Source organism: Acutalibacter caecimuris, from assembly GCF_034335085.1.
Lineage (GTDB): Bacteria > Bacillota > Clostridia > Oscillospirales > Acutalibacteraceae > Acutalibacter > Acutalibacter caecimuris.
Genome location: NZ_JAWXXJ010000011.1, coordinates 32,416 through 56,617 on the forward strand (window position 1 = coordinate 32,416; position 24,202 = coordinate 56,617).

General features: G+C 48.1%; 20 protein-coding genes and 3 pseudogenes. 4 read left to right on the forward strand and 19 right to left on the reverse strand.

From position 1 onward, the window contains the following. Positions 1 to 9: 9 nt before the first annotated feature. Positions 10 to 717: pseudogene (locus tag U8U01_RS08010) on the forward strand (PLP-dependent cysteine synthase family protein); the annotation flags it as partial. An 81-nt stretch (positions 718 to 798) separates the two neighbouring features. Here the strand turns inward: U8U01_RS08010 and U8U01_RS17450 are convergent. Continuing rightward, a pseudogene (locus U8U01_RS17450) lies at positions 799 to 1,062 on the reverse strand (helix-turn-helix domain-containing protein); the annotation flags it as partial. A 760-nt stretch (positions 1,063 to 1,822) separates the two neighbouring features. On the opposite strand from U8U01_RS17450, the gene U8U01_RS08015 reads away from it, so the two are divergent. Further along, complete coding sequence (locus U8U01_RS08015) at positions 1,823 to 3,040, forward strand: tyrosine-type recombinase/integrase (protein ID WP_322173186.1); 1,218 nt, start codon at positions 1,823 to 1,825, stop codon at positions 3,038 to 3,040. Positions 3,041 to 3,482: 442 nt separating this feature from the next. After that, positions 3,483 to 5,273 (forward strand): DUF7380 domain-containing protein, encoded by a 1,791-nt coding sequence (locus U8U01_RS08020; RefSeq protein WP_322173188.1) that lies wholly within the window; start codon positions 3,483 to 3,485, stop codon positions 5,271 to 5,273. Positions 5,274 to 5,348: 75 nt separating this feature from the next. On the opposite strand, the gene U8U01_RS08025 is transcribed toward U8U01_RS08020, so the two are convergent. The 6 genes from U8U01_RS08025 to U8U01_RS08050 form a co-directional block, all read right to left on the reverse strand. Further along, a complete protein-coding gene (locus tag U8U01_RS08025; RefSeq protein WP_322173190.1) occupies positions 5,349 to 6,995 on the reverse strand; it encodes a recombinase family protein in 1,647 nt (548 codons plus the stop codon). Next, entirely contained in the window at positions 6,928 to 7,857 is a 930-nt protein-coding gene (locus U8U01_RS08030; RefSeq protein ID WP_322173192.1) for a recombinase family protein, read from the reverse strand. Before U8U01_RS08030 ends, U8U01_RS08025 begins: the two co-directional genes overlap by 68 nt. After that, positions 7,854 to 9,407, reverse strand: coding sequence for a recombinase family protein (locus U8U01_RS08035; RefSeq protein ID WP_322173194.1), 1,554 nt, complete (start codon positions 9,405 to 9,407; stop codon positions 7,854 to 7,856). The genes U8U01_RS08030 and U8U01_RS08035 overlap by 4 nt, the downstream gene beginning before the upstream one ends. A gap of 96 nt (positions 9,408 to 9,503) precedes the next feature. Then, entirely contained in the window at positions 9,504 to 9,653 is a 150-nt protein-coding gene (locus tag U8U01_RS08040) for a hypothetical protein (protein ID WP_322173196.1), read from the reverse strand. Then, entirely contained in the window at positions 9,650 to 10,009 is a 360-nt protein-coding gene (locus tag U8U01_RS08045; RefSeq protein ID WP_322173198.1) for a type II toxin-antitoxin system PemK/MazF family toxin, read from the reverse strand. Before U8U01_RS08045 ends, U8U01_RS08040 begins: the two co-directional genes overlap by 4 nt. A gap of 482 nt (positions 10,010 to 10,491) precedes the next feature. Then, entirely contained in the window at positions 10,492 to 10,995 is a 504-nt protein-coding gene (locus U8U01_RS08050; protein ID WP_322173200.1) for an RNA polymerase sigma factor, read from the reverse strand. Between the two features lie 326 nt (positions 10,996 to 11,321). On the opposite strand from U8U01_RS08050, the gene U8U01_RS08055 reads away from it, so the two are divergent. After that, positions 11,322 to 11,678 (forward strand): helix-turn-helix transcriptional regulator, encoded by a 357-nt coding sequence (locus U8U01_RS08055; RefSeq protein ID WP_322173202.1) that lies wholly within the window; start codon positions 11,322 to 11,324, stop codon positions 11,676 to 11,678. Here U8U01_RS08055 and U8U01_RS08060 read toward each other — a convergent pair. The 12 genes and pseudogenes from U8U01_RS08060 to U8U01_RS08115 form a co-directional block, all read right to left on the reverse strand. Further along, on the reverse strand, positions 11,675 to 11,860 hold the full coding sequence (locus U8U01_RS08060; protein ID WP_322173204.1) for a cysteine-rich KTR domain-containing protein: 186 nt from the start codon (positions 11,858 to 11,860) through the stop codon (positions 11,675 to 11,677). The two genes, U8U01_RS08055 and U8U01_RS08060, sit on opposite strands and share 4 nt — an antisense overlap. Before the next feature lie 79 nt (positions 11,861 to 11,939). After that, complete coding sequence (locus U8U01_RS08065) at positions 11,940 to 12,578, reverse strand: ATP-binding cassette domain-containing protein (RefSeq protein WP_322173206.1); 639 nt, start codon at positions 12,576 to 12,578, stop codon at positions 11,940 to 11,942. A gap of 13 nt (positions 12,579 to 12,591) precedes the next feature. Continuing rightward, positions 12,592 to 13,983: an ABC transporter permease gene (locus tag U8U01_RS08070; protein WP_322173208.1), complete on the reverse strand. Its 1,392-nt coding sequence runs from the start codon at positions 13,981 to 13,983 to the stop codon at positions 12,592 to 12,594. Between the two features lie 12 nt (positions 13,984 to 13,995). Next, on the reverse strand, positions 13,996 to 15,156 hold the full coding sequence (locus U8U01_RS08075) for an ABC transporter permease (RefSeq protein ID WP_322173210.1): 1,161 nt from the start codon (positions 15,154 to 15,156) through the stop codon (positions 13,996 to 13,998). A 92-nt stretch (positions 15,157 to 15,248) separates the two neighbouring features. Further along, the gene (locus U8U01_RS08080) at positions 15,249 to 16,658 is read right to left on the reverse strand and encodes a sensor histidine kinase (RefSeq protein WP_322173212.1); all 1,410 of its coding nucleotides are present in this window, start codon (positions 16,656 to 16,658) and stop codon (positions 15,249 to 15,251) included. After that, the gene (locus U8U01_RS08085) at positions 16,655 to 17,320 is read right to left on the reverse strand and encodes a response regulator transcription factor (RefSeq protein ID WP_322173214.1); all 666 of its coding nucleotides are present in this window, start codon (positions 17,318 to 17,320) and stop codon (positions 16,655 to 16,657) included. The genes U8U01_RS08080 and U8U01_RS08085 overlap by 4 nt, the downstream gene beginning before the upstream one ends. Before the next feature lie 339 nt (positions 17,321 to 17,659). Further along, complete coding sequence (gene ltrA, locus U8U01_RS08090; protein WP_322173216.1) at positions 17,660 to 19,339, reverse strand: group II intron reverse transcriptase/maturase; 1,680 nt, start codon at positions 19,337 to 19,339, stop codon at positions 17,660 to 17,662. Between the two features lie 569 nt (positions 19,340 to 19,908). After that, a pseudogene (locus tag U8U01_RS08095) lies at positions 19,909 to 21,249 on the reverse strand (type IV secretory system conjugative DNA transfer family protein); the annotation flags it as partial. Further along, entirely contained in the window at positions 21,228 to 22,145 is a 918-nt protein-coding gene (locus tag U8U01_RS08100) for a DUF3991 domain-containing protein (RefSeq protein ID WP_322173217.1), read from the reverse strand. The gene U8U01_RS08100 and the pseudogene U8U01_RS08095, both read right to left, overlap by 22 nt. 60 nt (positions 22,146 to 22,205) lie before the next feature. Next, the gene (locus U8U01_RS08105) at positions 22,206 to 22,484 is read right to left on the reverse strand and encodes a DUF6809 family protein (protein WP_322173219.1); all 279 of its coding nucleotides are present in this window, start codon (positions 22,482 to 22,484) and stop codon (positions 22,206 to 22,208) included. 101 nt (positions 22,485 to 22,585) lie between these two features. Continuing rightward, positions 22,586 to 23,929, reverse strand: coding sequence for a MobP3 family relaxase (mobP3, locus tag U8U01_RS08110; protein ID WP_322173220.1), 1,344 nt, complete (start codon positions 23,927 to 23,929; stop codon positions 22,586 to 22,588). Then, the gene (locus tag U8U01_RS08115) at positions 23,917 to 24,126 is read right to left on the reverse strand and encodes a hypothetical protein (protein WP_322173315.1); all 210 of its coding nucleotides are present in this window, start codon (positions 24,124 to 24,126) and stop codon (positions 23,917 to 23,919) included. Before U8U01_RS08115 ends, mobP3 begins: the two co-directional genes overlap by 13 nt. Positions 24,127 to 24,202 lie beyond the last annotated feature (76 nt).

Here is a 24,202-nt window from a genome sequence, read left to right on the forward strand (position 1 = left end):
GGTTTTGTTATGATCTATACATCCGCTGACCAAATAATTGGGAAAACGCCCTTGCTGGAGCTGACACATATAGAGGAATCAGAAGGGCTGAAGGCTTAACCCCGCCGGTTCTGCGAAAGACTGTATTGCTAAGGCAATGATTGACGAAACCGAGGCCAGTGGCAGGCTACAGGCGGACTCCACCATTATTGAACCCACCTCCGGCAATACCGGGATCGGCTTGGCCTCCGTGGTGGTGGCCAGGGGATACCGCATCATCATCACCATGCCGGAAAGCATGAGCGTGGAGCGCCGCCAGTTGATGAAAGTTTACGGCGCAGAGCTGGTGCTGACTGAAGGGGGCAAGGGGACGAAGGGCGCCATTGCCAGGGCAGAGGAACTGACAATGGAAATCTCGGGCAGCTTCATCCCCGGCCAGTTTGTTACCCCCCGCCAACCACAGCCGCCCGCAGGACCTCCACTGGCCCGGAAATCTGGATAGACACAGAGGGGAAAGTGAACATCTTTGTGGTGGGCGTAGGCACTGGCGTTACCATTATAGGCGTGAGCCAATACCTGAAGGAACAAAACCAGGCGGTGCAAATTGTGGTGGTGGAGCCCAGGGACTCCACTACTCTCAGTGGGGGACGGGCCGGGGTGCACAAGATACAGGACATTGGCGCTGGCTATGTGCCAGAGGTGCTGGATGCCTCTGTTTACGATGAAATCATCCTTGTCGGTAAGGCGTTTCTGCACTGCCACATAGCCCATCAGTTGATCAATGCTGCAGTGCAGGACATTGGCCAGCAGCGGCAAAACAGAAATATCCGGCATAGAACTTCCATTTTCCCACTTGGAAACAGCTTGAAAGGATACCCTTATCTGTTCAGCTAGTTTCTCTTGGGTCAACCCCTGCTGTTTACAGAAAGCGTGTATGTTTTTGCCGATTTGATTGCCTATAAAATCCGCCCCTTTCGGGATAAGTATAACCCAAAAGGGGCGAGCCATGTATAGCTTGTTTTTTGAGCTGGGGTAAGGATTCAACTGGGAGTAGAATAGGAGTGTACGGCCTAATACTCCCATGAATAAGGCTGGTTTTGCACCGTTCGATAAAAAAGCAGGCTAAAGCGTGGGCCCTCCATACAGATAGCAGTTTGTCGAGCCGTGTGAGGACGCTGTCAGCAGTTTTATGGCAGTGGTCATGCGTGAACAGGGCAAAGCACGATAAACACCATTGTGCGGCATTTGTGGCGATTTGTGAGGGGATAGCCAAGCAGGATATTGCGCCGCATCTCACTTGGATTTCGAGACTGGTTTTGAGAGAAGATACACCGCAAGGAGCGCCACTATATTGCACAACCCTTGAAGATTCCCAGCCGTCCGATTTTCAAGCAGGAGAAAAGTGGAGGGGTTGCGGTGCACCCCTCCGCCGGTTCACAACGCCCGGCAATGCCGGTCGTTTCAAGGGATTTCGGGCAAAATCACGATAGGGGTTGCTAATGACAATTTGGAGTGAAGGGAGGGATTGCTGTCGCGAAAAACGGCGAGGCTGCGAGGAATTTCCAGGGGTTGTAAATGAAGTGTAAATGTCCTACAAAAATCCTCCCCTTTTGGGGAGGGCAAGCAGAGCGCTCGTCCGACGTTGTCGGACGGCACGATTACCGGGCAGTAGCCCGAACCCACTTTTGTAAGGGCAAGATACCTGGCTCAAAATTTGCGTTGCAAAACAAAGAATGCAGCCTTTAGAAATTTGAAAGCCACAGAGCAAAAGTAAGAAAAATGTCAGTGGACTTTCTCGGCGAGGTGTGGTATTGTGGTGTGCTGAGAAAGGAGGCTGACAAGCATGGCTCAAAAGAAACTGCTCACGAATGGAAAAGCCTTTAAGAGAACCGATGACCGCTGGGGCGGCACCGTGTGGTACATGGACGAAAAAGGAGAGCGTAAGCGCAAATCGTTTTCCGGCACGACAAAAGCAGAAGTCACCAAGAAGATGACAGACTACGTTGCTGCTTTCAATGATGCCTTGCAGGAGTCGGACGAGTCCCGCAGAACACTCAAGGAGAGCATGACCCACTGGCTACAGGTTTTTAAGTTCCCCTCAGTGGAGCGTACCACCTACGACCGCTGTGAATGTACGGTAGAACACCAAATTTTTCCTCTGCTTGGAGAGAAAGTAATAGGTGACATCAGCGCCGCAGACCTCAAAGAAGTGCTGAACCACTGGATGAACCAGGACTACGCTTACACCACAGTCAAAAAGGTTTACATTGTCCTAAACGAATACTTCCGTTACCTGACCCAACAGGAAATCCTAACAAAGAATCCCATGAACAGCGTACCCATGATCAAGAAATCGAACTTCATGGCGGCACAAAGCAAGGAAGATTTACCCACGCAGGAAACGGTTACAGTTTTCACTCCAGAGGAAATAGAGAAATTCAAGGCAGAGGCATTCAGTAAATTCAGTAACGGCAAGCCCAAGTACCAGCAGCCAGCGGCCTACATTCTCATGCTAAATACCGGACTCCGCACCGGTGAACTGCTTGGCCTTCTCAACAGCGACATCAATTTGGAGGGCAGATACCTTGAAGTGCGCCAGAACGTCAAGGAAGTGTGCAGGCGAGAGGGGACAGACTACGTCCCTGGCCGAGAGGTAAAGGTGGGCAAGACCAAGACAGCCACCAGTAAGCGCCGTGTACCCCTAAATGGGGCCGCAGTGCAGGCGGTAAGGGAGTTGCGCCAGGAGCGCGATTTCGGCCCCACAGCGCCCCTCGTGAGCGACGCGAAGGGCGACTACACCAGGCCAGTGAACTTCCGCAAGAGGTACTACCGGATTTTGAAAGCAGCGGGCATAGATCAGAAAGGATTGCACAGTTTAAGACATCATTTTGCGACCCAACTGATAAACGGCGTGAAACAGCCTGACGGCACCATCAAAGCACTCTCGCCCCGGCAGGTGGCCGATCTCCTAGGCCACAGCACCTCACAGATAACCGAGATGTACTACGTCAAAAAAGACACGACCCGCCTGCAAGGAATCACAGACGGGTTCATTTTTTAGCGAGAGCAAGGCGGCACAAGGGAGAGCGCCCCGGATTTTTGATGATTTATTGATGATGTACCAGACGGAAAAGCTAGAAACGGATACGAACAGAAACGAAAAAAGCGCAAAACACACGCCATAGAGAGCGGCATCGTAGACCGCAGCCCACCACCCCAAAACACGAGAAAAGCCCGGAATTCCTTGGAATTCCGGGCTTTGTCAGACTTGCCGGAGGCAACGTCTTTGTGAAGTGGATATGAAAAAGATATTTTGTCAAATCTGTGGGTGTATCTGAACCTTTACTGAATTTAGCTTTTTGGATTATCTTTAAGAAGGGGAGTTATTGAACTTAATACGAAACTGTGCTATAATAAAAATATTACTCAAGTTCTCAAAACGTGACAATCACGCAGTTCTGCAGTGGCATTGAAAATATGATTTCCAGGAAGTGAGAAGTTATATGACAGTGTACGATGCTCTTAATCAGATTGAGAGCAATTCTTTTGAATTTCTTGAGATATCTGCTTTTCAGGACAAATCAAATAATTTTGATAGTGAGAGAGATAAACGGATATATGATTTAATAAAGAATATCTGTAGCATGTATGTGAAAATATCTGATACCAAGATAGAATTTCAACCTTTCATCACATTAATGGAAAAACGGTCATTCGGCATTCAGGATATGACCAAAGAGGATTATGGATTATTAGAATCCATAGACTTCTCTTTGCTTCCTGTCAACATTCGCGCTAGGCTTGCTGATTTACTGTGGACGGAAAAGAAAATCTATTCTTATGCAATTGTTGCGATAAATTCTTATATGATTTTATTTGACCAACTATTTTCAGACGATGAATGGTTGGAAAGTTTGAATATGATTCGAAGAGCAATATCCATATCGATATCGATTAACGAAAAGGAAAAATGTACTGAAGCATGTGAATCAGTGTACAAGCATATCCTTAGAATTGATGGGATGGACAAATCTTTCTTATCGATCCGTCTTATAAGCATTGTGATAAGAAAAAAATACGGTGATATCGATACAATAATTAATATCTTGAACAAAATCATTATGAATAACCATTCTAATGTTCACATTGTTGAAGCGACTTATAAATTGTTAGGTGACTGCTTTAAGTGGAAGGGAGACAATGCGGGTGTTTATGATGCTCGTATAGCTTTAGGCCATTATTATGAAGCGAAAGCCGAAGAGCTGACAGGAGATGATTTTAGATCGCTTTCTATTGCAGTTGATTACTTACAAAAATCTATTTTCATTTACAGAAACTGTAAGTTGGCAGAAAAGGCGGAAAAGGCCCAAAAGAAAATGGTATTCCTTCAGAGTAAAATTCCACAAACTATGGGAGTTATCCATAGAAAATATGATGTGAGCAACTTGAGCCAATATATGAATGAAGTTTTTGATGGCTTATCATTCAGTGAGGCTCTTTTACGGCTTATTCAATTCACAAGTTTCCGAAAGAAAGAGGATATGAAAAAAGATGTGCTTAATGCGTTAAAAGAATATCCTCTATCGCATTTGTTTGGAAAAAAGGCTATTAATTCTGCCGGACAAACCACCTTTGCTTTAAAACCCTTGGATATGCATGACCCTGAGAGCGATTCACAAATACTGAATGCACATATACATCAGCGATTGCTGGAATATGAAACTATCGACGGAGATTTATTTTTAAGGATAGCATTGGGAATTATAAGAAACAAATATGATTTCCAAATTACTGACTTGGATTTTTTAATTCAAGATAATCCTATCATCCCTCAAGGGCGTGAATCGATATTTAAAAGTGCAGTATATATGGCATTAAAAGGGCAGGAATATGAAGCTATTCATATACTGTCATCGCAAATAGAGAATCTATTTCGGAATTTAGCACGAGAGTTAGGTGCACTTACGGTTACGCTAGAAGATGATGGTACCTCCAAGCAGAAACTTCTTACTTCTGTCTTTGATTTACCAGAACTTGTAGATGCATATGATAATAATATTCTATTTCTATTTAAAGGATTACTTAACGAACAAGCAGGTGCAAATATCCGAAATAATGTCGCACATGGGTTGTTAACGGAAACATCCGCTAAGTCAGGAGTTTGCATTTATTTTATCTGTGCTGTCATTCGTTTGTTATCGTATACTTCCTCTGAATGCGTTAATATTCTTAACAGTCCCAAGCTGAAAGACTTAAAGCCGCCAGATAGGGACATCATGCCAGTATTATCATAATGCGGTGAAAAAATACTCTTGTTCTATTTCGAAAAAAACCGATGAACTTTTGATGCGAGTAGGAATCTAACATGATTATGATTTCAAGATATCTTGTTCAACTTCTAGCCCTCCTGCAAAAATTACTTTGATCCTGTCCTTGGATTCGACCACTACACATTCCAGCACCTGCCGTGCCAAACGGTCATCGTATTCCATGGGGTGATTCTCAAGCCCATCCAGGATAGTGAAAATCTCATCCAGCCTTGATTTCGTATTCTCCTTTTCCTGCTGTACATTATCGTATTGAGTGAGCTGTTGTTCAAGGCTGCTTTTCTCAGCCATGAGTTCTGTGGCCCTTTGCTCGTCGAAATCTTCGACTGTATCCGTGGCTATGGCCTGAAGCATGGTCCTGAACTCTGCATCGATTTCTGCAATCCGAATCTGAATATCCATGCTTTTATCTTCAGTATCACCAGTGTCCAGTCCCATGCCGATGTGCAACTTCAGTGTGCCTAGCACATCGGCGCTCTGTTTTGCCGTCCGCATGATTGCCGTCATGATGGCCTCTTGTAGCACACTTTCATCCATGGTGGGGGAGTGATGGCAGTATTTTTTGCCGAAGTCCAGCCGGTTGATGCACCGCCAGACCGCTTTTTTCTCACTCTTAACTGTCCAGGTGCATCGCCGGTATGGGGTACCGCACTCACCGCAGACCAGGAGTTCCGTCAGAGCGTACTTGCTGGAGTATCGGCCCTGCTCCGTCTTTGTACCTACCTGTTTAACTTTTCGCTTGCCTGTGCGCCGGGCCAGTTCTTCCTGCGCCCGACTAAAAGTAGCGGGATCAATGATGGCAGGATGGTTATTCTCGACGAAGTACATGGGCCGAGCCTTGCCGTCGTTGCGCCTGACTTTTTTGCTGATACAATCCACAACATAGGTCTTATTGAGAACTGCATTTCCAGCATATTTTTCATTTGAGATAATTGACTGTATTGTCCCAGGCACCCATCTGCCGGAACCGGTAGGAGTCGGGATGCCATCAGCAGTCAAGTCATTTGCAATGGTAGTCATACTGTCACCGGCCAGAAAGCTGGTATAAATTCGTTTTACCACTTCGGCCTGCTCCGGGTCAATCTCCGGCTTGCCGTCAGGTCCACGACGGTATCCCAGGAACCGCTTATATTGGAATGGCACCTTGCCCTCTTTCGCACTCTGGTTCTTACCCCATATGACGTTGGCGCTAATGTTCTCGGATTCGCTCTGGGCGATGCTGCCGTAAATGGTGATATAAAACTCAGCCCCAGGCTGGGTGCTGTGGATGTTCTGTTCCTCGAAGAAGATGTCCACACCTATCTCCTTAAGCATACGCACATATTTTAACACGTCAGCAGTGTTCCTTGCAAACCGGCTGATGGATTTTGTAATAATCATGTCAATTTTGCCACGCCGACACATTTTAATCATTTTATTGAATTCATCGCGCTTTTTGGTGCTGGTGCCGGAGAGTCCCCTGTCTGCAAAGATGCCCACGAAGGCCCATTTTGGCTCACTTCGTATCTTTTCGGTATAGTATCTTACCTGCACGTCATAGCTGTTCAATTGTTCCTCCTGGGCCGTGGAAACGCGGCAATAGGCGGCCACCCGGAGCTGCCTGTGTGCCTGCTTGATTTCTTCAGCAATATCGACTTTGGCAGGAATTTTGCGAACTACTTTCTGCGGAGTAGTCGTTGTCGGCTGCATATTCTTCACCCTTTCTGATAGTCTGATTATTTATTAGTGTGATTGCAACTGTGCCATTTTTGTCGAGGTGGATGCTTTGCACTGCCCTCTTAAAAAGTGGCATAGAAAAAGCTGAAAGCGGCTCCGTGTTTGCAAGAGTCGCTTTCAACCTATGTGCTGTATATGAAGCGGAATCAATATCCGCATATTTTAGGGAGACACATTCCAGCATTTTTTGCCGTAGGGTGTCCTTGTCATAATCGAGCGTATCCAGTGTCCGGGCAATTTCATTCTCTATTTTGCGAACCTGCACACTTGGCTCATGCTCTGGCTCAGCGGAAACTTGCACCAACTCAGGGTTGACAATCACTGTATTAAGCAGTACAGTAATATCATCGAGCAGAACATCATCTGGCTTGTGAATCACCGTGCGGCAGTCGGCGTTGGAGCATATCCATCTTTGCTGACACTTTTTGAACCGGCTGTCGTGCCTGCGATTCATTTCATGACCACAGACCGGACAAATCACTGGAACATCAATATGGAATATTTTAGCGCTGCGGTCGGTGCCAGCTTGCGTATTCTTTTCAGTCTTCATCTGGCACAGTGCTTGGTGCGTTTCCATGTCAATAACCGCAGGAAAAGCACCCATACCAACATACCGATCATCTTCAATTAGTCGCATGATTCTGGATTTGTTCCAGCCGGTAACGCCGGGCTGGTACTCCACGTTTTCCACATTCAGCTGGTTGGCGATATCTAGCAGGGACAGTCCCTTCAAGTAATCGCCGAAAATGCGTTTTAGCACAGTAACTTCCCGCGGACAGGTTACTATTATGCCGTCCTGGTACTGATACCCGAAGAGGATATTTCTCTTTTTCATGCTGTGCCACACCTCGCATTCTCCGGGATTTTTTCGGTGAGTGCCAGCCCACCGATGAGATGGAAAGCCAACTGCGCATTATCCACAACCGTAATGCTCTGGACGATTTGCTCGAATAGCTGCTGGTCGAAGGGGGTACCCGGCACATATTCTGCCAGGATATCATCCAGTGATTTCAGTGTATCCATCAGTTCGTCATCTCCATCCTCTGCCAGAGCCTTTCTACGATCCAGCCGCAGGGCATTGATTTTGTTGCTTATCACCGAGGACTGCGCAGCAAAATCAGTGGCATTGAGAATGCCGTTGGTGTGGAGCCGGGCAACCACCAGATTCTGCGCACTCAAGTCGGCTATCTGCTTGTCGATCTGGCGGATTCTATCTTGGCTCTCAACATTGCGGCTCTGCATGAGTTCTAACTGATGGATGAGTGTCCCCAGCAGATTCTGACGGTGAGCGGCAAGTTTATCGACCATCAAGCAGAAAGTGTCATACACAGCATTTTCCCGCACACGGCGATTTGAACATTTAGTGGCACCTGCGGCCCTGCCGTTACACAGCCAGTATACCGTGCCATTTACAAGTTGCCTACGGAAACTTCTCCCACAATCTGGACACTGTAGCAGGCCGGATAGCAGATATTTGTTTACCTTTCTGTCAGCATTGCTCCGCACTTTTTGTAATCTCTGTGCAGCATAATATATTTCTTTGCTGATGATTGGAGGATTACTGTTCTCCACATAATACTGAGGCTTTTCGCCACAGTTTCGAACCTGCCGGAAGGGGAGGGTGTCTGTTGTGAATTTTTTCTGCAAAAGTGCATCGCCCATATATCGTTCGTTGTTCAATACATAATCAATGGTATGGTGATACCACTTTTTCTGACTATACCTGCGGGGAACTCTCTCTGCATTAAGGATATTGGCGATGTTTTGTTTGCCGATGCCTTGCAGATACAGGTCGAAAATCCTGCGTATCACAGCCGCCTCATCTTCCTTGACGGCGAGCAGGCCGTCCACCATCTCAAACCCATACGCAGGCGCGTTGCAGTTAAATTCGCCGGATTCCATGCGCTTTTGGTAGCTCCAGCGCATATTATCTGAGATGGTGATGCTCTCCTGCTGGGCGGCCATGCCGGGGAAGGTCACCAGCATTTCCATGTTCATCTTGTCGCTGTCGATACCCTGTTCCTCGAAGTAAATGCTTACACCCATCTCTTTGAGGCTACGCAGGGCTACAAGCAGTTCCTGCGTATTCCGGGCGAAGCGGGACACTGATTTGGTGATGATACGGTCAACCTTGCCCAGCTTACAGTCACGGATGAGCCGGTTCAGCTCATCACGCTTTTTCATGTCCGTGCCGCTCAGCCCTTCGTCAGCGTACACGTCAACCAGCCGGTACTGCGGATTTTTACGCTCATAATCCTTGTAGTAGCGAATTTGCGCCGCAAAGGAGTGTAGCTGGTCAGCAGAGTTACTGGACACCCGGCAGTAAGCGCCCAGCCGGATAACCTTTGGAATATCCGGTTTCCGGCTGATATCTGTTACAGTCATTTGCATCTTTCCTTTCTTATAGATTTACCTTGTGGCAACACCAAGGATATCACAAGAGTTCAAATACATCCAGTGTAAGCGGCCAGAGTTTTCACTCTAGACATATATTTTTTCGGCATCGTAATGAGCAGCGCTGATCTGCAAAACTCGCTCGTATTCTTCCTGGGTGATGAGCTGCATTTTCAGCAGCAGGTGGAGCATATTCACGCTGTAGCAGAAAGCAGAATTATTGATGTCGTTGTTCATAAAAGCGCCTCCATATATTTGAGTCCAAAACTGACGATGATAGCGTGGTCAACCCGGCCCATGGCAGCCTTGTCTAGCCTACCGCTATAACGGATGAGCCGTTGTTTATCGATAGTCCTGATTTGTTCCAGCAGAACAACAGATTCCATCTCCAACCCATCCGCATGGACAATGACATGGGTGGGCAGCTTTGCTTTATCTGACTTACTTGTAATAGCTGCCACAATGGTGGTGGGGCTGAACTTGTTTCCGGTGTCATTCTGGATAACGAGAACAGGGCGTGTGCCCTCCTGCTCACTGCCAACCACCGGCGATAAATCGGCGTAGTAAATTTCACCGCGCTTGACTATTTTCATATTTCCCTCCGTAAGTAGAGGCAGCAGTCAAAAGGGCGGACTGCCGCTTTGTATCAATCGTTTTACTTGTCCATATTTGTCCTCAACACCCCTGGACAGGGAACGCACCTTCCGGCCTGTGCACATGAGATATTTCATATCTCGGCCTCATTGGAATCACACCACCCCCAGGATCTCTGCGGGGCGCCCTCCTTTGCTGCGACGGGTCACGCTCGGCTTTAGGACGGGACGCAAGTATCATTATCCCTTCTGCTGGTCATCGCCATCGTTGGATGTGCATTCCATCGTCTGAGCCTGGAGGCGTATAGTTAACGCCACCGCGTTAACTATTGGCGTCCGCTCATGTAGCTGCCGCTCCTCACGGCGGCAGAAGGAAAGTAAAAGGTGCGCTGGATATGCGGTTGTCAAAGAGCAAGGAGGGGAATAAGAAAGACCCCTCACTTTCCATGCCGAAAAGTGAGGGGTCTGCACAAGAGAAATTTTTAATTTCTCAAAAGTTTTTTGAGTTTGGCAAGGAGCCGCTCCTTGCGATAGTGGATTGCATTGTGATACACGCCAATCTGAGCAGCGTATTCACGTTCCGTCTGCTGATTGATGTATAGTGCTTGTATAAGCTCCCTGTCATCTACAGACAACTGCGCCAAAGCCTTCCGAAGCTTGTCCAGCAAAAGATTCCTTTCTGCCTGTCCTTGCGTATCGGCTACGGTATCTACCAAGATATCCTCGCCATTGAAATCATCCGTGGTGAGCATATCGTAGGAGAAGTCGCCGTTGTCATTTGAACGCTCGTTCAAATATTTTTGGCGGCGCTGCTCACAGTAGAATGCCTTGTATGCATCTACGGACACTTCCATCAACATACCATGCAGAGGCAGGAAATACCTGCCCAGGTATGTATCTTTCTGCTGGTGGAACTGAGCATAGCTGAGTTCCAGGTACGTTCCGTTTTCCAAGACGAACACTTTCTTCGGTGCGTATTTCACCATCTATTCCTCCAATCAATCTGTTTTGGGTTGCAAAACGATTGATTGGGGTGGGCCACGACACTGTGCGGAAGAACAAGTGTAACTCATGAAAAAGGCATTCTTGTTGGCGGTTAGGCCAACAAGAATGCCTTTGCTGTATTTTACTTCATGTTTATATGTATGGAGGCTTGCGGCACAAAGTGGAAATGTATTTTAACAACATATCGTAGGCTCACTTCCATGTCAGAACCTCCATATTGTACTGAATTAAAATACATGATAATACGAATTAACTAACATTCCAGCAAGGAAGAGTGTATTGTAAAATGCATATGAGGTGAAATATAATGCCGAACTATGCGAAGCCCTTGGGGGATACCATCAGAAAGGCGCGGGTAAAACTCGGATTTACACAGCGCGGCCTAGCAGAACAGCTCCACATTGACGAAAGAACCGTTCTTAACATCGAAAACTATCACGGAAATCCGGAAATGAGAATTCTCTATCCTCTTGTCAGAACCCTAGAAGTAGACCCGTGGGATATTTTCTATTCAGAGTTGGAACAGGAAAGCAAGGCGTTCCGGCAATTACGGATACTACTAAAAGAGTGCAGCGATGATGAGATCGCTGCACTACTCCCGGTCGTACAAGCCACTCTTGCCATTGTCAAGGCAAAAAGCGGTGCGGTTATTGAGAAAAACTAATCTTCTGCCTCGTCATTGACCACCAATTTGAGATTGATGACACCGATTCGTATTGTCTTTTTACATCTCGGACAATAGAGTGGGAAATTCAGCAGTACTGTATCCTGTTGCACCTTTGTGCGTGTTTTTGCCTTGCAGATGGGACAGTGAATCCAGTAGTCCTTTCGATCTTTATTATCCATATTAACACCTCCGGCGGTACTAGCTCTGTGTCTGTGCAACTGGCTTTGACCGCCTTTTTTAGTTGTGGTTGATACGCTACTATTTCATTTCCTGGGTGTACAGTACACCTTTTTTTAGCCGCAGAACTACATCGGCCTGCTTTGCCAGTGCATTGGAGTGTGTTACGATTACCACACACTTTCCAGATTTATGTACGCTGTCTTTTAAGATAGCAGTGATTTCATCGGCAGTATCCTCGTCAAGATTGCCGGTAGGCTCGTCCGCGAGAATGACCTGCGCGTTGCTGGCCAGAGCGCGGGCAATGGCTACTCGCTGTTGCTGACCGCCGGACAGCTTCAAAACATTCCGCTTACTTTCTTCGTTGGTCAAGCCCAGTTGTTCCAGAATGGGCAGGGACGGCACCTTTGAGGTCAGGGACACGTTTTCCAATGGTGTCAGATAGTCAATCAGGTTGTAGCTCTGGAAGATGAACGCCACATGGCTGCGCCTGTGATTGGCAAGCCCTGTCAGGGAAATATCTTCACCCTGGTACAAAATCTGACCGTTGGTAGGGCTGTCCAACCCACCCAACAATGACAGCAGTGTGGTCTTGCCGCACCCGGACGGGCCGAGGATGGCGTACATCTTGCTCTGCTCCATTTGCGCGTTGATATCGCGCAAAACAGGCTTACCATTTTCGTAGGCGTATTGCAGATTTTTCATTTCTAAAATGCTCATTGTGGAACCTCCTTTAGCTCATCTGTGATAGAATGTTTTTCGGCTTCATTCTTATAACCGGCAGGGATGCCAGCATGACAGCGATGGCACATATAAAGATTCCCAGCAGGCAGACCCACAAGAAGCTTGTCGGCGTAACATGGACTTCTACGCTGTCCGGCGTTACCATGTTGGTGGTGTCATATGGGATGTACTGGCCAGTGATGTCCAAGTATTCTGTTCCATCGTCGGGAAGTTCTATCTGCATTTCCGGTTGATTCTGCGCCGCCTGTGCGAACAGCAGATTGCTTGTGCCTTGTGCCATCGCGCCGCTGGTGAAGTAGGATAGTCCAAAGGCTGCTATGGCAATCATCAGTGTTTCCAGGATGTACTGTGTTACGACCTGTACCTTACTCATGCCGACGGAAAGCAGGATACCAGTTTCGTGTGTGCGCTGTTTTATCCACATATGGAGGATAAGCGCTAATATCCCGATACTAACAATTACGATTCCGATAATCAATCCTGTTACCATGCTCTGCATAGTGGTCAGAGAGGATGCCACGGCTTCGTAGGCAGTATTATCAACGGTTAGTTTGAAGCAGCTCCAGTCCAGGTCTAACTCCTGTATCTGTACCGCAATCTTATCTATGTCTCTGGGATCGTCCACAAAGAACTCTACACCATTGTCATACTGGATAGCATCGTTCATCATGATCTCCTGCATGGCCTTGTGGTCGATGATCAGGCGGTTCCGCTTGTCTGTTGACGTGGTGTTAAATTGTCCATCGTCCATGGTAACTTCATATATTCCGACGATTTTCAGTGATACGTTAGGATAGCCGCCTGCGTCATAGCAGCATTGCACCGTGATGGTATCACCCAGCTTCAAGCCGTTTCTTTCAGCAAGCGCGGTGCTGATCAGGGCGGCGTGATCGTCCTCGGGAGTGATGTGACGGCCCCCTACCAGTTTGAAAGCCCCTCGTCGGAAATAGTTGAAATACTCGGAATTCGTAACGGAGGGAAGTGCGCTGTAATCTCTCACTTGCCCGAAGTTAATGCCTGGAATAAACGAAAAATCCATTGCAAAGACGCTGCCAAAGCCTATACCGTTATAGTCACGGATACCTTTGACGGTCGAGACCTTTTCAATATCTGCGTCCGTGATCGGCGTACCTGTGTAGTCTACCAGCACACCGCCAATGCCCTGCTGGTATGTCCAGTTCTGGCTGTTGTCCATATCCCGTTCCAGCTTGATACTCCCGCCCACGGACTGCCGCAGGCTCAATGCGGACTGGTCTGCCGCTGTTAGGATGGAAAGCCCGGTGAGAACGAAGGTGGAGATTATAAGCAGGGTAAGCAAAAGAATTATGGATTTTCCTCGTTTTCGGGTCGTGTATAGAAATGCACGTTTTATGATGTTCATGGCCTGACCTCCTTAACTTAATTTGGATAGAATTTCTTTAGGTTGAAGCCGCATAGTGGGGCAGGCGGCTATGATTATGCCAGTTGTTGCAACCACCGTTTCAAGTGCATACTGCGCCAGTAGTTCCCAAGCGGAGATCGTCATACTGACAGTTCCAATCATGCTCTGCAAAACTGCACCGATCTGCACGGTTGCGAGGTAGCTGATCGGACAGGATATTATCGTGGAGAGCAGCAGAATCGTCCAAGTTTCGATTAGAAATTGTGCCAGTATATGCCCTTTTGAAATCCCCATTGCCAGGAATATTCCCACTTCGTGGATGCGTCCACGGATACGCATGGCGAGTATCAGAAGTAGGACTATGGTACTGACCACGATTGCCGCTACTATCAGCACTGTGGTAAGCTGGCCTATTGTCGCAAGCTGGGTGGAGATAGCGTCATACTCCGCTGTGTTCGTTTGCAGGATGTAATCCCCATCTATTTGTTCCATGACCGTTTCCAGGTTGGCAGGGTCAGTGACAAAGAAGTCTACGCACTCTATGTCGCTCCCTACCGCGCCGAGGTCTGTCAAAATCGTATCGGTGTCAAACTCCATGCTGGGGTCGCTCTCGTAGATACCGATGATTTCCACGGTTGCAACCGGGTCAGCAAAGGACAATTTGTCACCAACCTGCAAGTCGTTTTCTTCTGCTAGTTCCTGGCTGACCAGGGCCACACACTCATCATCCTCGGTGATATGACGTCCCTTTGCCAGCGTTAAAATACCGCTGGTAAAGTTCTGATTCCAGGCAGATTCCATATTTGCAGAAATCGGACCGGAAGGCATACCGGATGGATAGATAAAGCTGCCAGCCGTTGCGGACATAGATTGCTGGGCATTGTACGCCTTGATTTCGGGAGCGTCCGCAATCTGTTGGATGTCTTGCATAAAAACCGGTGCAAACTTCATAGCGTAGTCATTACCGTCGGTCTCGAGTTCCAGCGGCTTTCCACGCAGGGTAAAGGACGCGCCCACGGTTTCCCGCAGGTTTGCGGCTGCGCTCTGCACCGCACCCAGCATAGTAAAGCTAAGCGTAATGAAAACCGTGACCAGCAGAAAGAGCAGGAACAGGGTCAGGCTTTTTCCTGTTTTCCGTGTGTCGTACAGGATAGCCCGTCGTAATGTGTTCAAAAAAATACCTCCAATCCGTTTAGGATGGAGGTATCATATCACGCCAATATGGAGCTAATATGGGTGGTGTGTGGATCTAATATGGAATTGGCTCAAAATGTGATCTCAAATGACATCCCAGTCATGTTTTTGGATGGCGTGAAGGCAAAGGGGATGTCTAAAGATTTCAAAGTGGTGGCAACAAGGTATAGGCCAAGGCCATTCCCGCCGGTTGCGCGGTCGCGGCCATAGTCGGGCCGGTAGAACGGTTCAAAAATATGGACTAGGTGTTCCGGCGGGATGGGGGTGCATTCATTTTCCACTACAAGCTGTCGCCCATGACAGGAAACTGTAATGATACCATTGGGTTTTGTGTAGGATACAGCATTTGCCAGAACATTAGAGATTGCTTTCTCCAACATCCCTCTTGGCAAGCACACCGTATGCGGTTCGCCCAACTCTACATTCATAGTAAGCCCCTTGGATTTCGCTATGATTTGGTATGGCTCCAAAACAGATTCCAGCACATCGGCGACAAGAAATTCCGTCTGTTCCTGCTCCCCGGCAAATTCGGCCTTGGTTGTGTCCAGAATTTCTTTTATCATCTGTGCCAGCCGGTCGGTCAAATCCTTGCACTTAGCAAGGTAAGTGGCATGGTCTTTGTATTTGCCTACGCCCAGCAGCATATTTTCCAGCATGGCGCTAACGGCGGTGACAGGAGTTTTCAACTCATGGGACGCAGCTCGGAGAAAATTTGTCTTTTGTGCGTCGGCAGTTTCAACTTTTTGAATTTCCTGCTCCAAGTCTTGAATAGTAGAAAGTAAGGTGTGGTATAAATTATTCACGTTGTCAGCCAACATACCGATTTCATCCTGCGTATCTACCGGGCAAATTATATCAGGCTGCAATCCCTGCATTTGCTCTGCTGCGGCGCTGATTTTCGTGATAGGCCGGGAGAACATTTTGGAGTAGGCTAGAGAAAATAGCACGGAAATAACCGCACATAATGCGAATGTTATTGGCAGTATCATCAGTACCACATGGATGGCATCTTCAATGTGCTGTCGAGAAACAATAGCGGAGATCGTGCCCGCTCCCTCGGCAAATGTCTCGGTTACGTTGAAATAATCTGCGCCGCCATAGGGGTTCTCTGCCAGGGAGATTTTCAAGCCATCATCTGTACTGTCCGCGATAATTGTCACTTCGGTCTTGCCCTCTGGCTGAGTTGCGCCGATTTCTTCCTGGAGCAGGTTCACGTCATAGGAGAAGCCGTCATAAGTAACAGATGTATTTGCTTTCCACCTGGCGGCAAAGGCGGTCACACTGTCTATTCTTTTCTCTGGCGGGACAGTGAGAACCTCCTGGGACAGGAGCCCCACATCATTTTCCAATTTCTTTTTCTGCTGGTAACTGTATGCTTGCGGCATGAGAAAGTAAATCAGCGCATGGGACAGCAGAACGATGATAAGCATTAGGCTTAACGTGTAGAGGAATGTCTTTGGAAAAATTTTAAGTTTCTTCATTGGCTGACCTCTAATTTATATCCGATACCTTTGACTGTCTTAATGCAGTCCAGGTGTAGCTTCTTCCGCAGGTTCTTGATATAGGTGTCCACCAGGCGGTCAAGGACTTCTGAGCTGTTGCCCCATACGGCGTCAAGGATTTGGGAACGTGAAAGCACAAGCCCCTGGTGTTCCACCAACAGCTTGAGCAGATCAAGCTCCCTGGCAGTGACATCCAATTCACCAGTGGAATCATGAGCAGAGTAGCCCGAGAAATTGACTGTCAAACAGCCATACGTCCATATGCGGATGGGTTCCTGGGGATTGCTTCTGCGCAATAGGGCTGCAACACGTTTGCCCAGAATCACCATGGAAAAGGGCTTTGTCATGTAATCGTCAGCCTGTCCGTCAAAGCTAGCGACCTGGGTCTGCTCATCCTCCATAGCTGTCAGCATAAGTACCGGGACTTGGCTGGCCTTGCGGATGGAGTTCAACACTACCAGCCCTGTGACGGTGGGGAGCATAATGTCCAGCACAACAAGATCTATCTTCTGTGCTAAAAACAACGTGATGGCTTCGTCCCCATCAAAAGCGGGAATTACAGTGTGTCCAGCTTCTTGCAAGTATTCACAAACGGCTTCGTTCGTGTCGATATCGTCCTCAACAATTAGTATGGTTGCCATTGGCGCACCTCCTTTGGTTTAGTATAACATGGCAATGTGGAGGATATATGGAATTTTTCAATTTTCACAAGGATTATAGCCGCACTCTAGCAATAAATCAAGCCCACAATTGTAAACAAGGAGATAAATGTATATCTTTTCTTTCTGCTGTACTCTCTTTTCACTTGGGTAGTTCATTACACCTTCCATGGTGACAGGAGGCACCTACCACTATGAGGGTACAATATCTCTCTGGTGGGAAGTGTGTTTTTACCGCAGAAAAATGTACACATTGTTATCAGCATTTCTCGCCTTAGAACCGTACGTGACAGTTTCCCGTCATACGGCTCAAGCATTTCATCACGCTTTCGCGCGGCGCTCCAAGAAAATTTGCTGGCAATGTTTGTGGACGTAGGCCATATTGTTGACCTCGGCCGTGCCGCCCATATTGATTGGTGTTTTGTAAAATATTTCTTTATCTTCACCAATATCCATGGAAAGCCCACAGTGAAAACAACACCCATTTTGTTCTTTCCAGACCTTTTTGAACTGTCCGGAGAGATACTTCATCCCGCGCTGGAATTTGCGGTCTTTGAAATATTGGGTATCAAAATAGGGGTTTGCATCCATTCGTACTTTGGTATGGCGAATGATGGGGAAGTAGGCAATATTCACTAGCCGCTCCTTATCTGTAGAAAATATCCAGTTTTGCAGTTCCCGGCTGTGCCAATAATTCCTCACTATCCACTTGCGGTTCTTGTTAGGGTGGCGGCGCTTGGTCCATCTCCACAGCATTTCGTAGAGGATATGGTCAATACGGGAGAATGCCTCACTGGAACAGACGGATTGATGGTAGTTCGCCCAGCCCCGAAGCTGCTGGTTCAACTTGCGTATCAACTGCCCTTGCCCCCATGATTTGCCTTGCCCTAAAACCGTATCGTGCAGCTTGGAGATAAAGGCTTTCACAGACTTTTGTGACGGCCTGACAATGAGCTTTCCCTTAAACTTACGAAATGTCCAGCCCAGCATATCAAAACCGTTATCAATATGAGTGATGACCGTTTTTTCTTCGGATAGTTCCAGACCCCTGGTTTGCAGGAAATCGCGGATGATTTCTTTTGCTTCTTCCGCAATCTCCTTGGTAGCCGCAGTGACAATAAAATCATCGGCATAGCGCACCAGATTGACCTGGCTCTTGTTGTGGACGAACGCACTGTATTTCCCTTTCCTGCTCATGTCAAAGCGGCTTGATAATACTTGCTGTAAACCATCCAGCGCCATGTTGGCGAGGATGGGGGAGATGATACCGCCTTGTGGTGTGCCTTCATCCGTAGGGAACAGTTCTCCCTGGAAGACGAAACCGGCTTTTAGAAATTGCTTTAATACAGACTTGTCCATGGGAATATTGTCTATAAGCCATTGGTGGCTGATGTGGTCAAAACACCCTTTGATATCTCCTTCCAGCACCCACTCCGGGGAAAAGCTGCGGCTAAGGGCCGTGAATATATATTCACAGGCATCTTGGGCACAGCGCCCTTTGCGGAAGCCAAAGGATTTTGTGTCTGCTGTTGTTTCCGACACCGGGTCGAGAGCCAGTGCATAGAGCGCCTGCATGGCCCTGTCATACATACAGGGAATCCCTAGCGGACGTTTCTTTTTCTTGCCCGGTTTCTCGATATACACCCGGTGGAGCGGTTTTGCCTTGTAGCCTTTGTCTGTCAGGGTGAGCGCACCCCGCATTTTTGCAGCAGGGGTACTCCAAAGCTGTTTGTCCACGCCGGGCGTGTTCTTGCCTTTGTTCGTGGTCACCTTTCTGACAGCCAGCACTTTCGCGTAGTACGAATGAACTAACAAATATTGTAGTCTTTTCACTGTGTTCCATTTCTTTTCTTGGGTCGCCTTAGCAATCCTGGCTTGCAGCCTATTAACTTCCAACTCCGCTTTCTTCCAGTCGATGGATTTCCACTGATGGGAAAGCGCAGTCTTGTCCGGCAACCTCTCAGGGAGTTTACGCCCTGTCGTTGAATGATTACCGTTCATAGGTTTACCTCCATTTCTTGCCATGAAATACCATGGGATAAGTCAGCGCCCTTTCAGGCTGGGGCAAAGTTTGAACCCCTATCCCGCCCCATTACAGAGCAGGCATTCGCTTTTTATCCTGTTCCTCTACCCTCTGCGCCGTTTCTTCTCCTTGCGGGGTTGATACCTTTCCATTCCTGGAAAGGAACGCATAGGGCTTACCACGTTCCGCGTAACGAATAATTATGCGTGCTTTAGGAGCCGTCTATGAGCCGGGAGGATTGTGTCCATTTGTCCAGGGTACAAGACACTTCCCCAGACCACCTCCGCACCTTTTGGTTCAGGCGGTTGCGTCTGATAACGCCAGCCTTATTTCGCCTGTTCAACGTAACGACCCTTACAACGGTTCACATTACATTCTCCATGGCACGCTTATCCTGGCAGTACGACCGCATTAGGCTTGCAGTTTTCCCACGTTGTCCCACAGGCTCCCCACCCCGCCGTTACCAGCGGCGCAGGCTGTGGTAGGATTACCCCAAATGGATAGGGCAGCTTCTTAGGCAATTCTGTTACGCGACTTCGTGTCGCACATCCTGGACGTTATCCACGATAATTTCTGCTCCCTCCTTGCCGTAGTTCTTCTCCAACTGTGCAAAGGATTGGATAATGGGCACAATCTGCAATCGGCGGGAGCGGGAGGCGGAAAACATCATTTCCGCTGATTCAATTTTTGGAATCGTCCCGTACTCGTCACAGAAGAAAATGCACCTGTTTTTCAGTTTACCGCCGTTTTCATCTGCCACAGAAAGTATCTCCCGGTAGAGCTGCTGAATAATGAGTGAAATCATAAAAAACGAGTTAGGATTTTCCTCCGGTAGGATAACAAATACGGCGCACTTCTCGTTGCAGAATCTTTCGGCGTCTATCTCCGTATCAAAGCATAGAATCTGTTCAAGTTCGCTGTCGAGGAAGGAATTGAGGCGCGACAACGCAGTACCCATCACACTGGCCATGGATTCCTTTGAGGTGTTCAGCGCGGCCCCGGCAAACCATTTTGCTTTGTGGTCGTTGGGCAGCATGGACATGAGCTGCTGGAACTGATTTTGCCCTTTCTGCTGAGAAGGAGCCAGAAGTTCTTGGATAATTTTGAACACAGATACAATGTGCCGTTTCTGTGGCTCACAGAACTCTGCCACCAACAGGATTGTTGCCGTCAGCAAACCTTCGGCGGCATCATAGAAGTAAGCGTTGTCGCCAAAGGAGGAGCCATCCATGCCGGACATGATGATGGTCTTTGCAATGATTTTTGCGTATTTCTCAGCCTTTGCTTTATAGGCAAGCTGGTCTGGACATTCCAGATAAGCATCCATATATTTGTTGACCAGGTGGAGCAGGTTGTTGCCGTGGGAGCGGGTGGGATTGCGCAGGTCAATAACGGAAACATGATAGCCGTATTTTTCAGCTACCACACCATAATTTCGCGCCACGTCCCCCTTCGTGTCGGTCGAGAGCCAACTCATACCAGACGCGCAGGCGTACTCAATACAGGGGTACAGCCAGTATGCGGTCTTGCCAACACCTGCAGCACCAATCATGAGGGCATGGACATCGCCGGTGTCCACCATAGCGATGGTTTCTTTTCTGCCGGTACAGCCCATAACGATGCCTTGTGGAAGCGGCGTGCTACTTTCCAGCGTAGGCTCCTGATGATTAGCCGCTTGCTCCCGCCATCGCTCCGGCGTAAAAGGAACGTGCTGGTAGATATGGCGTATCTCACTTTTGCTTGCCCACCGAGCCGTACCGTGCTGACCATCGCCAACAGTCTTGGATTTTATATTATTCAGGCTATAGAAGTGCGCCAGAAGAGTAATGCCGCTTAGCACACAAAACATAAGCGCGCCCACAAAAATCAGCGCCGCAATATTGGGCATAATTCTTCCACCTCCAATCCTTCGCCACAAAGCAAATCCTCGTTCCAGTCCTTGTTGACCGGTACGAGAATCTCAGCTTCTATACCCTGCACAAGCAGCTTTGTGCTGATTCGTTGGGCGGCAAGCTGGCCCGGCTCATCGCTATCAAAACAAATAGATACTTTATTGATGCCAGGGTTATCTGTTATACATTGAAACAGCACTTTGTCCGAAACAGAGCAGGCCGCCGCATAGCTGTGATCACGCCAGCCGTCCTTATTCATGGATATAAAAGACAGCATATCAATGGGAGCCTCAAACAGATAGAGCCGGTCACTTTTGCCGTTCCAGTGAAAGCTGTATTCCGGTACACTTCCCCCTGCGTTGCCCTTATAGGTGGAATCGGAGCCAGTTCCTCGTTTATTGGCATGGCAGGGAGTACCGTCTTTATCAAATCCAACGAACACTACGTTGTGGTACTGCGCAGACTCATAAATCATTTTCTTGTGAACGAAAGCATACAGCACGTCCTTGTCGATACCGCGCCGGGATAACAGATACGCAAACACCCGCCGCATATTGTCGTTGGCAGACGGCAGTTCAAACTTCGGTGCAGTCTTTTGTACAGGCGGCATGACGGAAAGCATACCGCCACTTCGGCGCAGCAAATATTCCATTGCTTCCGGGTAAGATTTGTGGTAAAATTTCCTTACGAAGTCAATGGAATCACCGCCCACCTGCTCGTACTGATGAAACCACAGGTTGTCACGGATGGTCACTTTCTGAGAACCATCCAGCCACTCCAGCTCTGAGCCGGATTTGCGCAAGGTTTCACCCTGGCTGCGGAGCAGGCCAGCCAGATCGGTGCGCCGCGCCTTTTCTTTCTGCTCGTCCGTGAAGGGAATATATCCTGACATGAAACTCCTTTCCAAGAGAAAAGCCGCACCAGGCGGTGCGGCATCCCCTTAATGAATTTTTTACTTGCTATTCTGGTTCAGTTCGTCCAATTCCCGCATCAAGCCCACCCCAAACCGAACACCCTCCGCAAACATACACCGGCATTCTTCGTCTACGATATTAAACGAGAGGGTGACGATCCGCTCCAGCAGAAGCTGGTCAGAATCAGATAATTTGTCGCGCAATTCGTCCAGCAATTTTTTGAATTCCTCATCAAGCTGGCAGTATTTCTCCGTTTTGGGGTTGACATTTTCAGCGGGATAAATCCTGCCGTCGTAGAGCATATCAAATATTTTCATGATAGCACCTCCTGCCACAACAATACCCGCTTTGACGGCACAAGTCCAGAAGAATCGATTCGGCAAACCTACAGAAGATATGCGCAGAGAAATCATAATTTTTATCCCTGCCGCAAACCCTGTGCCTGCTTTTTCTCGTTGATTTTCCGGCGCAGCTTGCGGTCGACACTTTTATCCTGGTAGACAGGCTGTAGCTCATTTTGCAGGATTTGACTGGTCTGCTGCAGCAACCGCAGCGCACTCATCCCGATACCGGTACCACCAATTGTGAGCGAATGCTTGTGCTCGGTTTCCGTATCATTCCCGGCCACAGCCTGATTTTGTTGACTCTCTAAAATCAGATTCATCGCCGCTTGGATAACGGCGTTCTTAATGGATTTGAACTCTTTGTTTTGCGAGAGCGGTACTCTATCCGGCAGGCTGCTGTTGTAGGTGCGCAGGATTTTTTCTTTCTGCTGATACCACAAATCATAAAGCGTGGAGATACGGGTGTCCTCTGCCAATTCGTCCACGATGGAATTAACGATAGATTTCACATCCGCTTTCAGATATCCATACACTCTTTTGCCTTTGGTACGGGAGAGCCGCCTGGCAAGTTGCACCAGCAGTTCTTCCAGATGGTGATTGGAACATCCACCAGTATTTATCTGAGAAATTATTTCCGCAAGCGCATCCTTGCTAGTGGAACGCAGGTTGTCCCTATGCTCCGTCTGCTTTTCGTAGATGCACAACAAATCCTGCGCGAAAATATCTTTTGCAAAAGCCGAGCGCAACTTTTGTACCCCCTGTTTGGTGAGGTAGCCCTCGCTCTCTACTGTAGAGTACGCAATCAGATGCGCATGGGGATGATGTCCATCATTGTGAAATGCGGCAAACCACTTCAAGTGTCCCATAGGAATGCGCAGATTTTCAGAAAGCGCCTGGGTCTGAGTGCGCAGCATATCCCGCCAGCGAGAGCCGTTATCAAAGCCAAGGCGTTCCGCATCTTCGCGCCGGAGAGAAATAATCACCGTCCACACATTGCCGCCGTATTCGTTCAACTCCTGCGACACCTTTTTGAGATTTACCTGCACACCGTCATCCGTGAAAAGCCCATGAGAACCAAAGCGTTCAGCGCGGGGGCGAGTGGCAATATAGTCAGCATAGGTTTTAGCGTTTAACGCAACAGCCGCATTGTCCTCAATGGCGCGGGAGATAAATTCGGATGCAGATTCCACTGTCTGTTTCTGCTGGTAGTCCTTGTACTCCAACATATCTTTGGCGTCAAGAAAATCACGGAGGATTCTTTTGATCAACTGTTTCTGATTCCAACTGACAGGCGCAAACCTTTTGGTGTTATCGATTTTCTCCACGCCGTCACGGGTGGCAATATATTTTGCGTACCCACCACGTCCCTGCCGAGCGCCTGGTTTCAGATATTTGAACTTGGTAACTAGCTTTGCCACTCTACCGCATCCTCAAAACTGAAATTGCCATTGAGCCTTTTTACCTCCTGGATGCACTCACCACGCAGCCGTGCCAGAGATATTTCGTCGATCTCATTGCTGGCGGCAACTACATTCATCATCATGGCGAGTTCCACTGCTAATTTGAAAAGCATTTTGCTCTGGCGGTTATCGCTCTCGGCCACGATGCTTTTCATGTTGGAGAGGAAAGCGTTGGGGAGATAAGACGCACTATCCTCGGCGGTGAGACAGCCAATATAAAAGCGAATCGCC

Excerpts from the sequence above, each read along its gene's own strand:
- U8U01_RS08015 (WP_322173186.1), top strand. The coding sequence starts at position 1,823 with ATGGCTCAAAAGAAACTGCTCACGAATGGAAAAGCCTTTAAGAGAACC.
- U8U01_RS08020 (WP_322173188.1), top strand. The coding sequence starts at position 3,483 with ATGACAGTGTACGATGCTCTTAATCAGATTGAGAGCAATTCTTTTGAA.
- U8U01_RS08025 (WP_322173190.1), bottom strand. The coding sequence starts at position 6,995 with ATGCAGCCGACAACGACTACTCCGCAGAAAGTAGTTCGCAAAATTCCT.
- U8U01_RS08030 (WP_322173192.1), bottom strand. The coding sequence starts at position 7,857 with ATGAAAAAGAGAAATATCCTCTTCGGGTATCAGTACCAGGACGGCATA.
- U8U01_RS08035 (WP_322173194.1), bottom strand. The coding sequence starts at position 9,407 with ATGACTGTAACAGATATCAGCCGGAAACCGGATATTCCAAAGGTTATC.
- U8U01_RS08040 (WP_322173196.1), bottom strand. The coding sequence starts at position 9,653 with ATGAACAACGACATCAATAATTCTGCTTTCTGCTACAGCGTGAATATG.
- U8U01_RS08045 (WP_322173198.1), bottom strand. The coding sequence starts at position 10,009 with ATGAAAATAGTCAAGCGCGGTGAAATTTACTACGCCGATTTATCGCCG.
- U8U01_RS08050 (WP_322173200.1), bottom strand. The coding sequence starts at position 10,995 with ATGGTGAAATACGCACCGAAGAAAGTGTTCGTCTTGGAAAACGGAACG.
- U8U01_RS08055 (WP_322173202.1), top strand. The coding sequence starts at position 11,322 with ATGCCGAACTATGCGAAGCCCTTGGGGGATACCATCAGAAAGGCGCGG.
- U8U01_RS08060 (WP_322173204.1), bottom strand. The coding sequence starts at position 11,860 with ATGGATAATAAAGATCGAAAGGACTACTGGATTCACTGTCCCATCTGC.
- U8U01_RS08065 (WP_322173206.1), bottom strand. The coding sequence starts at position 12,578 with ATGAGCATTTTAGAAATGAAAAATCTGCAATACGCCTACGAAAATGGT.
- U8U01_RS08070 (WP_322173208.1), bottom strand. The coding sequence starts at position 13,983 with ATGAACATCATAAAACGTGCATTTCTATACACGACCCGAAAACGAGGA.
- U8U01_RS08080 (WP_322173212.1), bottom strand. The coding sequence starts at position 16,658 with ATGAAGAAACTTAAAATTTTTCCAAAGACATTCCTCTACACGTTAAGC.
- U8U01_RS08085 (WP_322173214.1), bottom strand. The coding sequence starts at position 17,320 with ATGGCAACCATACTAATTGTTGAGGACGATATCGACACGAACGAAGCC.
- ltrA (WP_322173216.1), bottom strand. The coding sequence starts at position 19,339 with ATGAACGGTAATCATTCAACGACAGGGCGTAAACTCCCTGAGAGGTTG.
- U8U01_RS08100 (WP_322173217.1), bottom strand. The coding sequence starts at position 22,145 with ATGTCAGGATATATTCCCTTCACGGACGAGCAGAAAGAAAAGGCGCGG.
- U8U01_RS08105 (WP_322173219.1), bottom strand. The coding sequence starts at position 22,484 with ATGAAAATATTTGATATGCTCTACGACGGCAGGATTTATCCCGCTGAA.
- U8U01_RS08115 (WP_322173315.1), bottom strand. The coding sequence starts at position 24,126 with ATGAAAAGCATCGTGGCCGAGAGCGATAACCGCCAGAGCAAAATGCTT.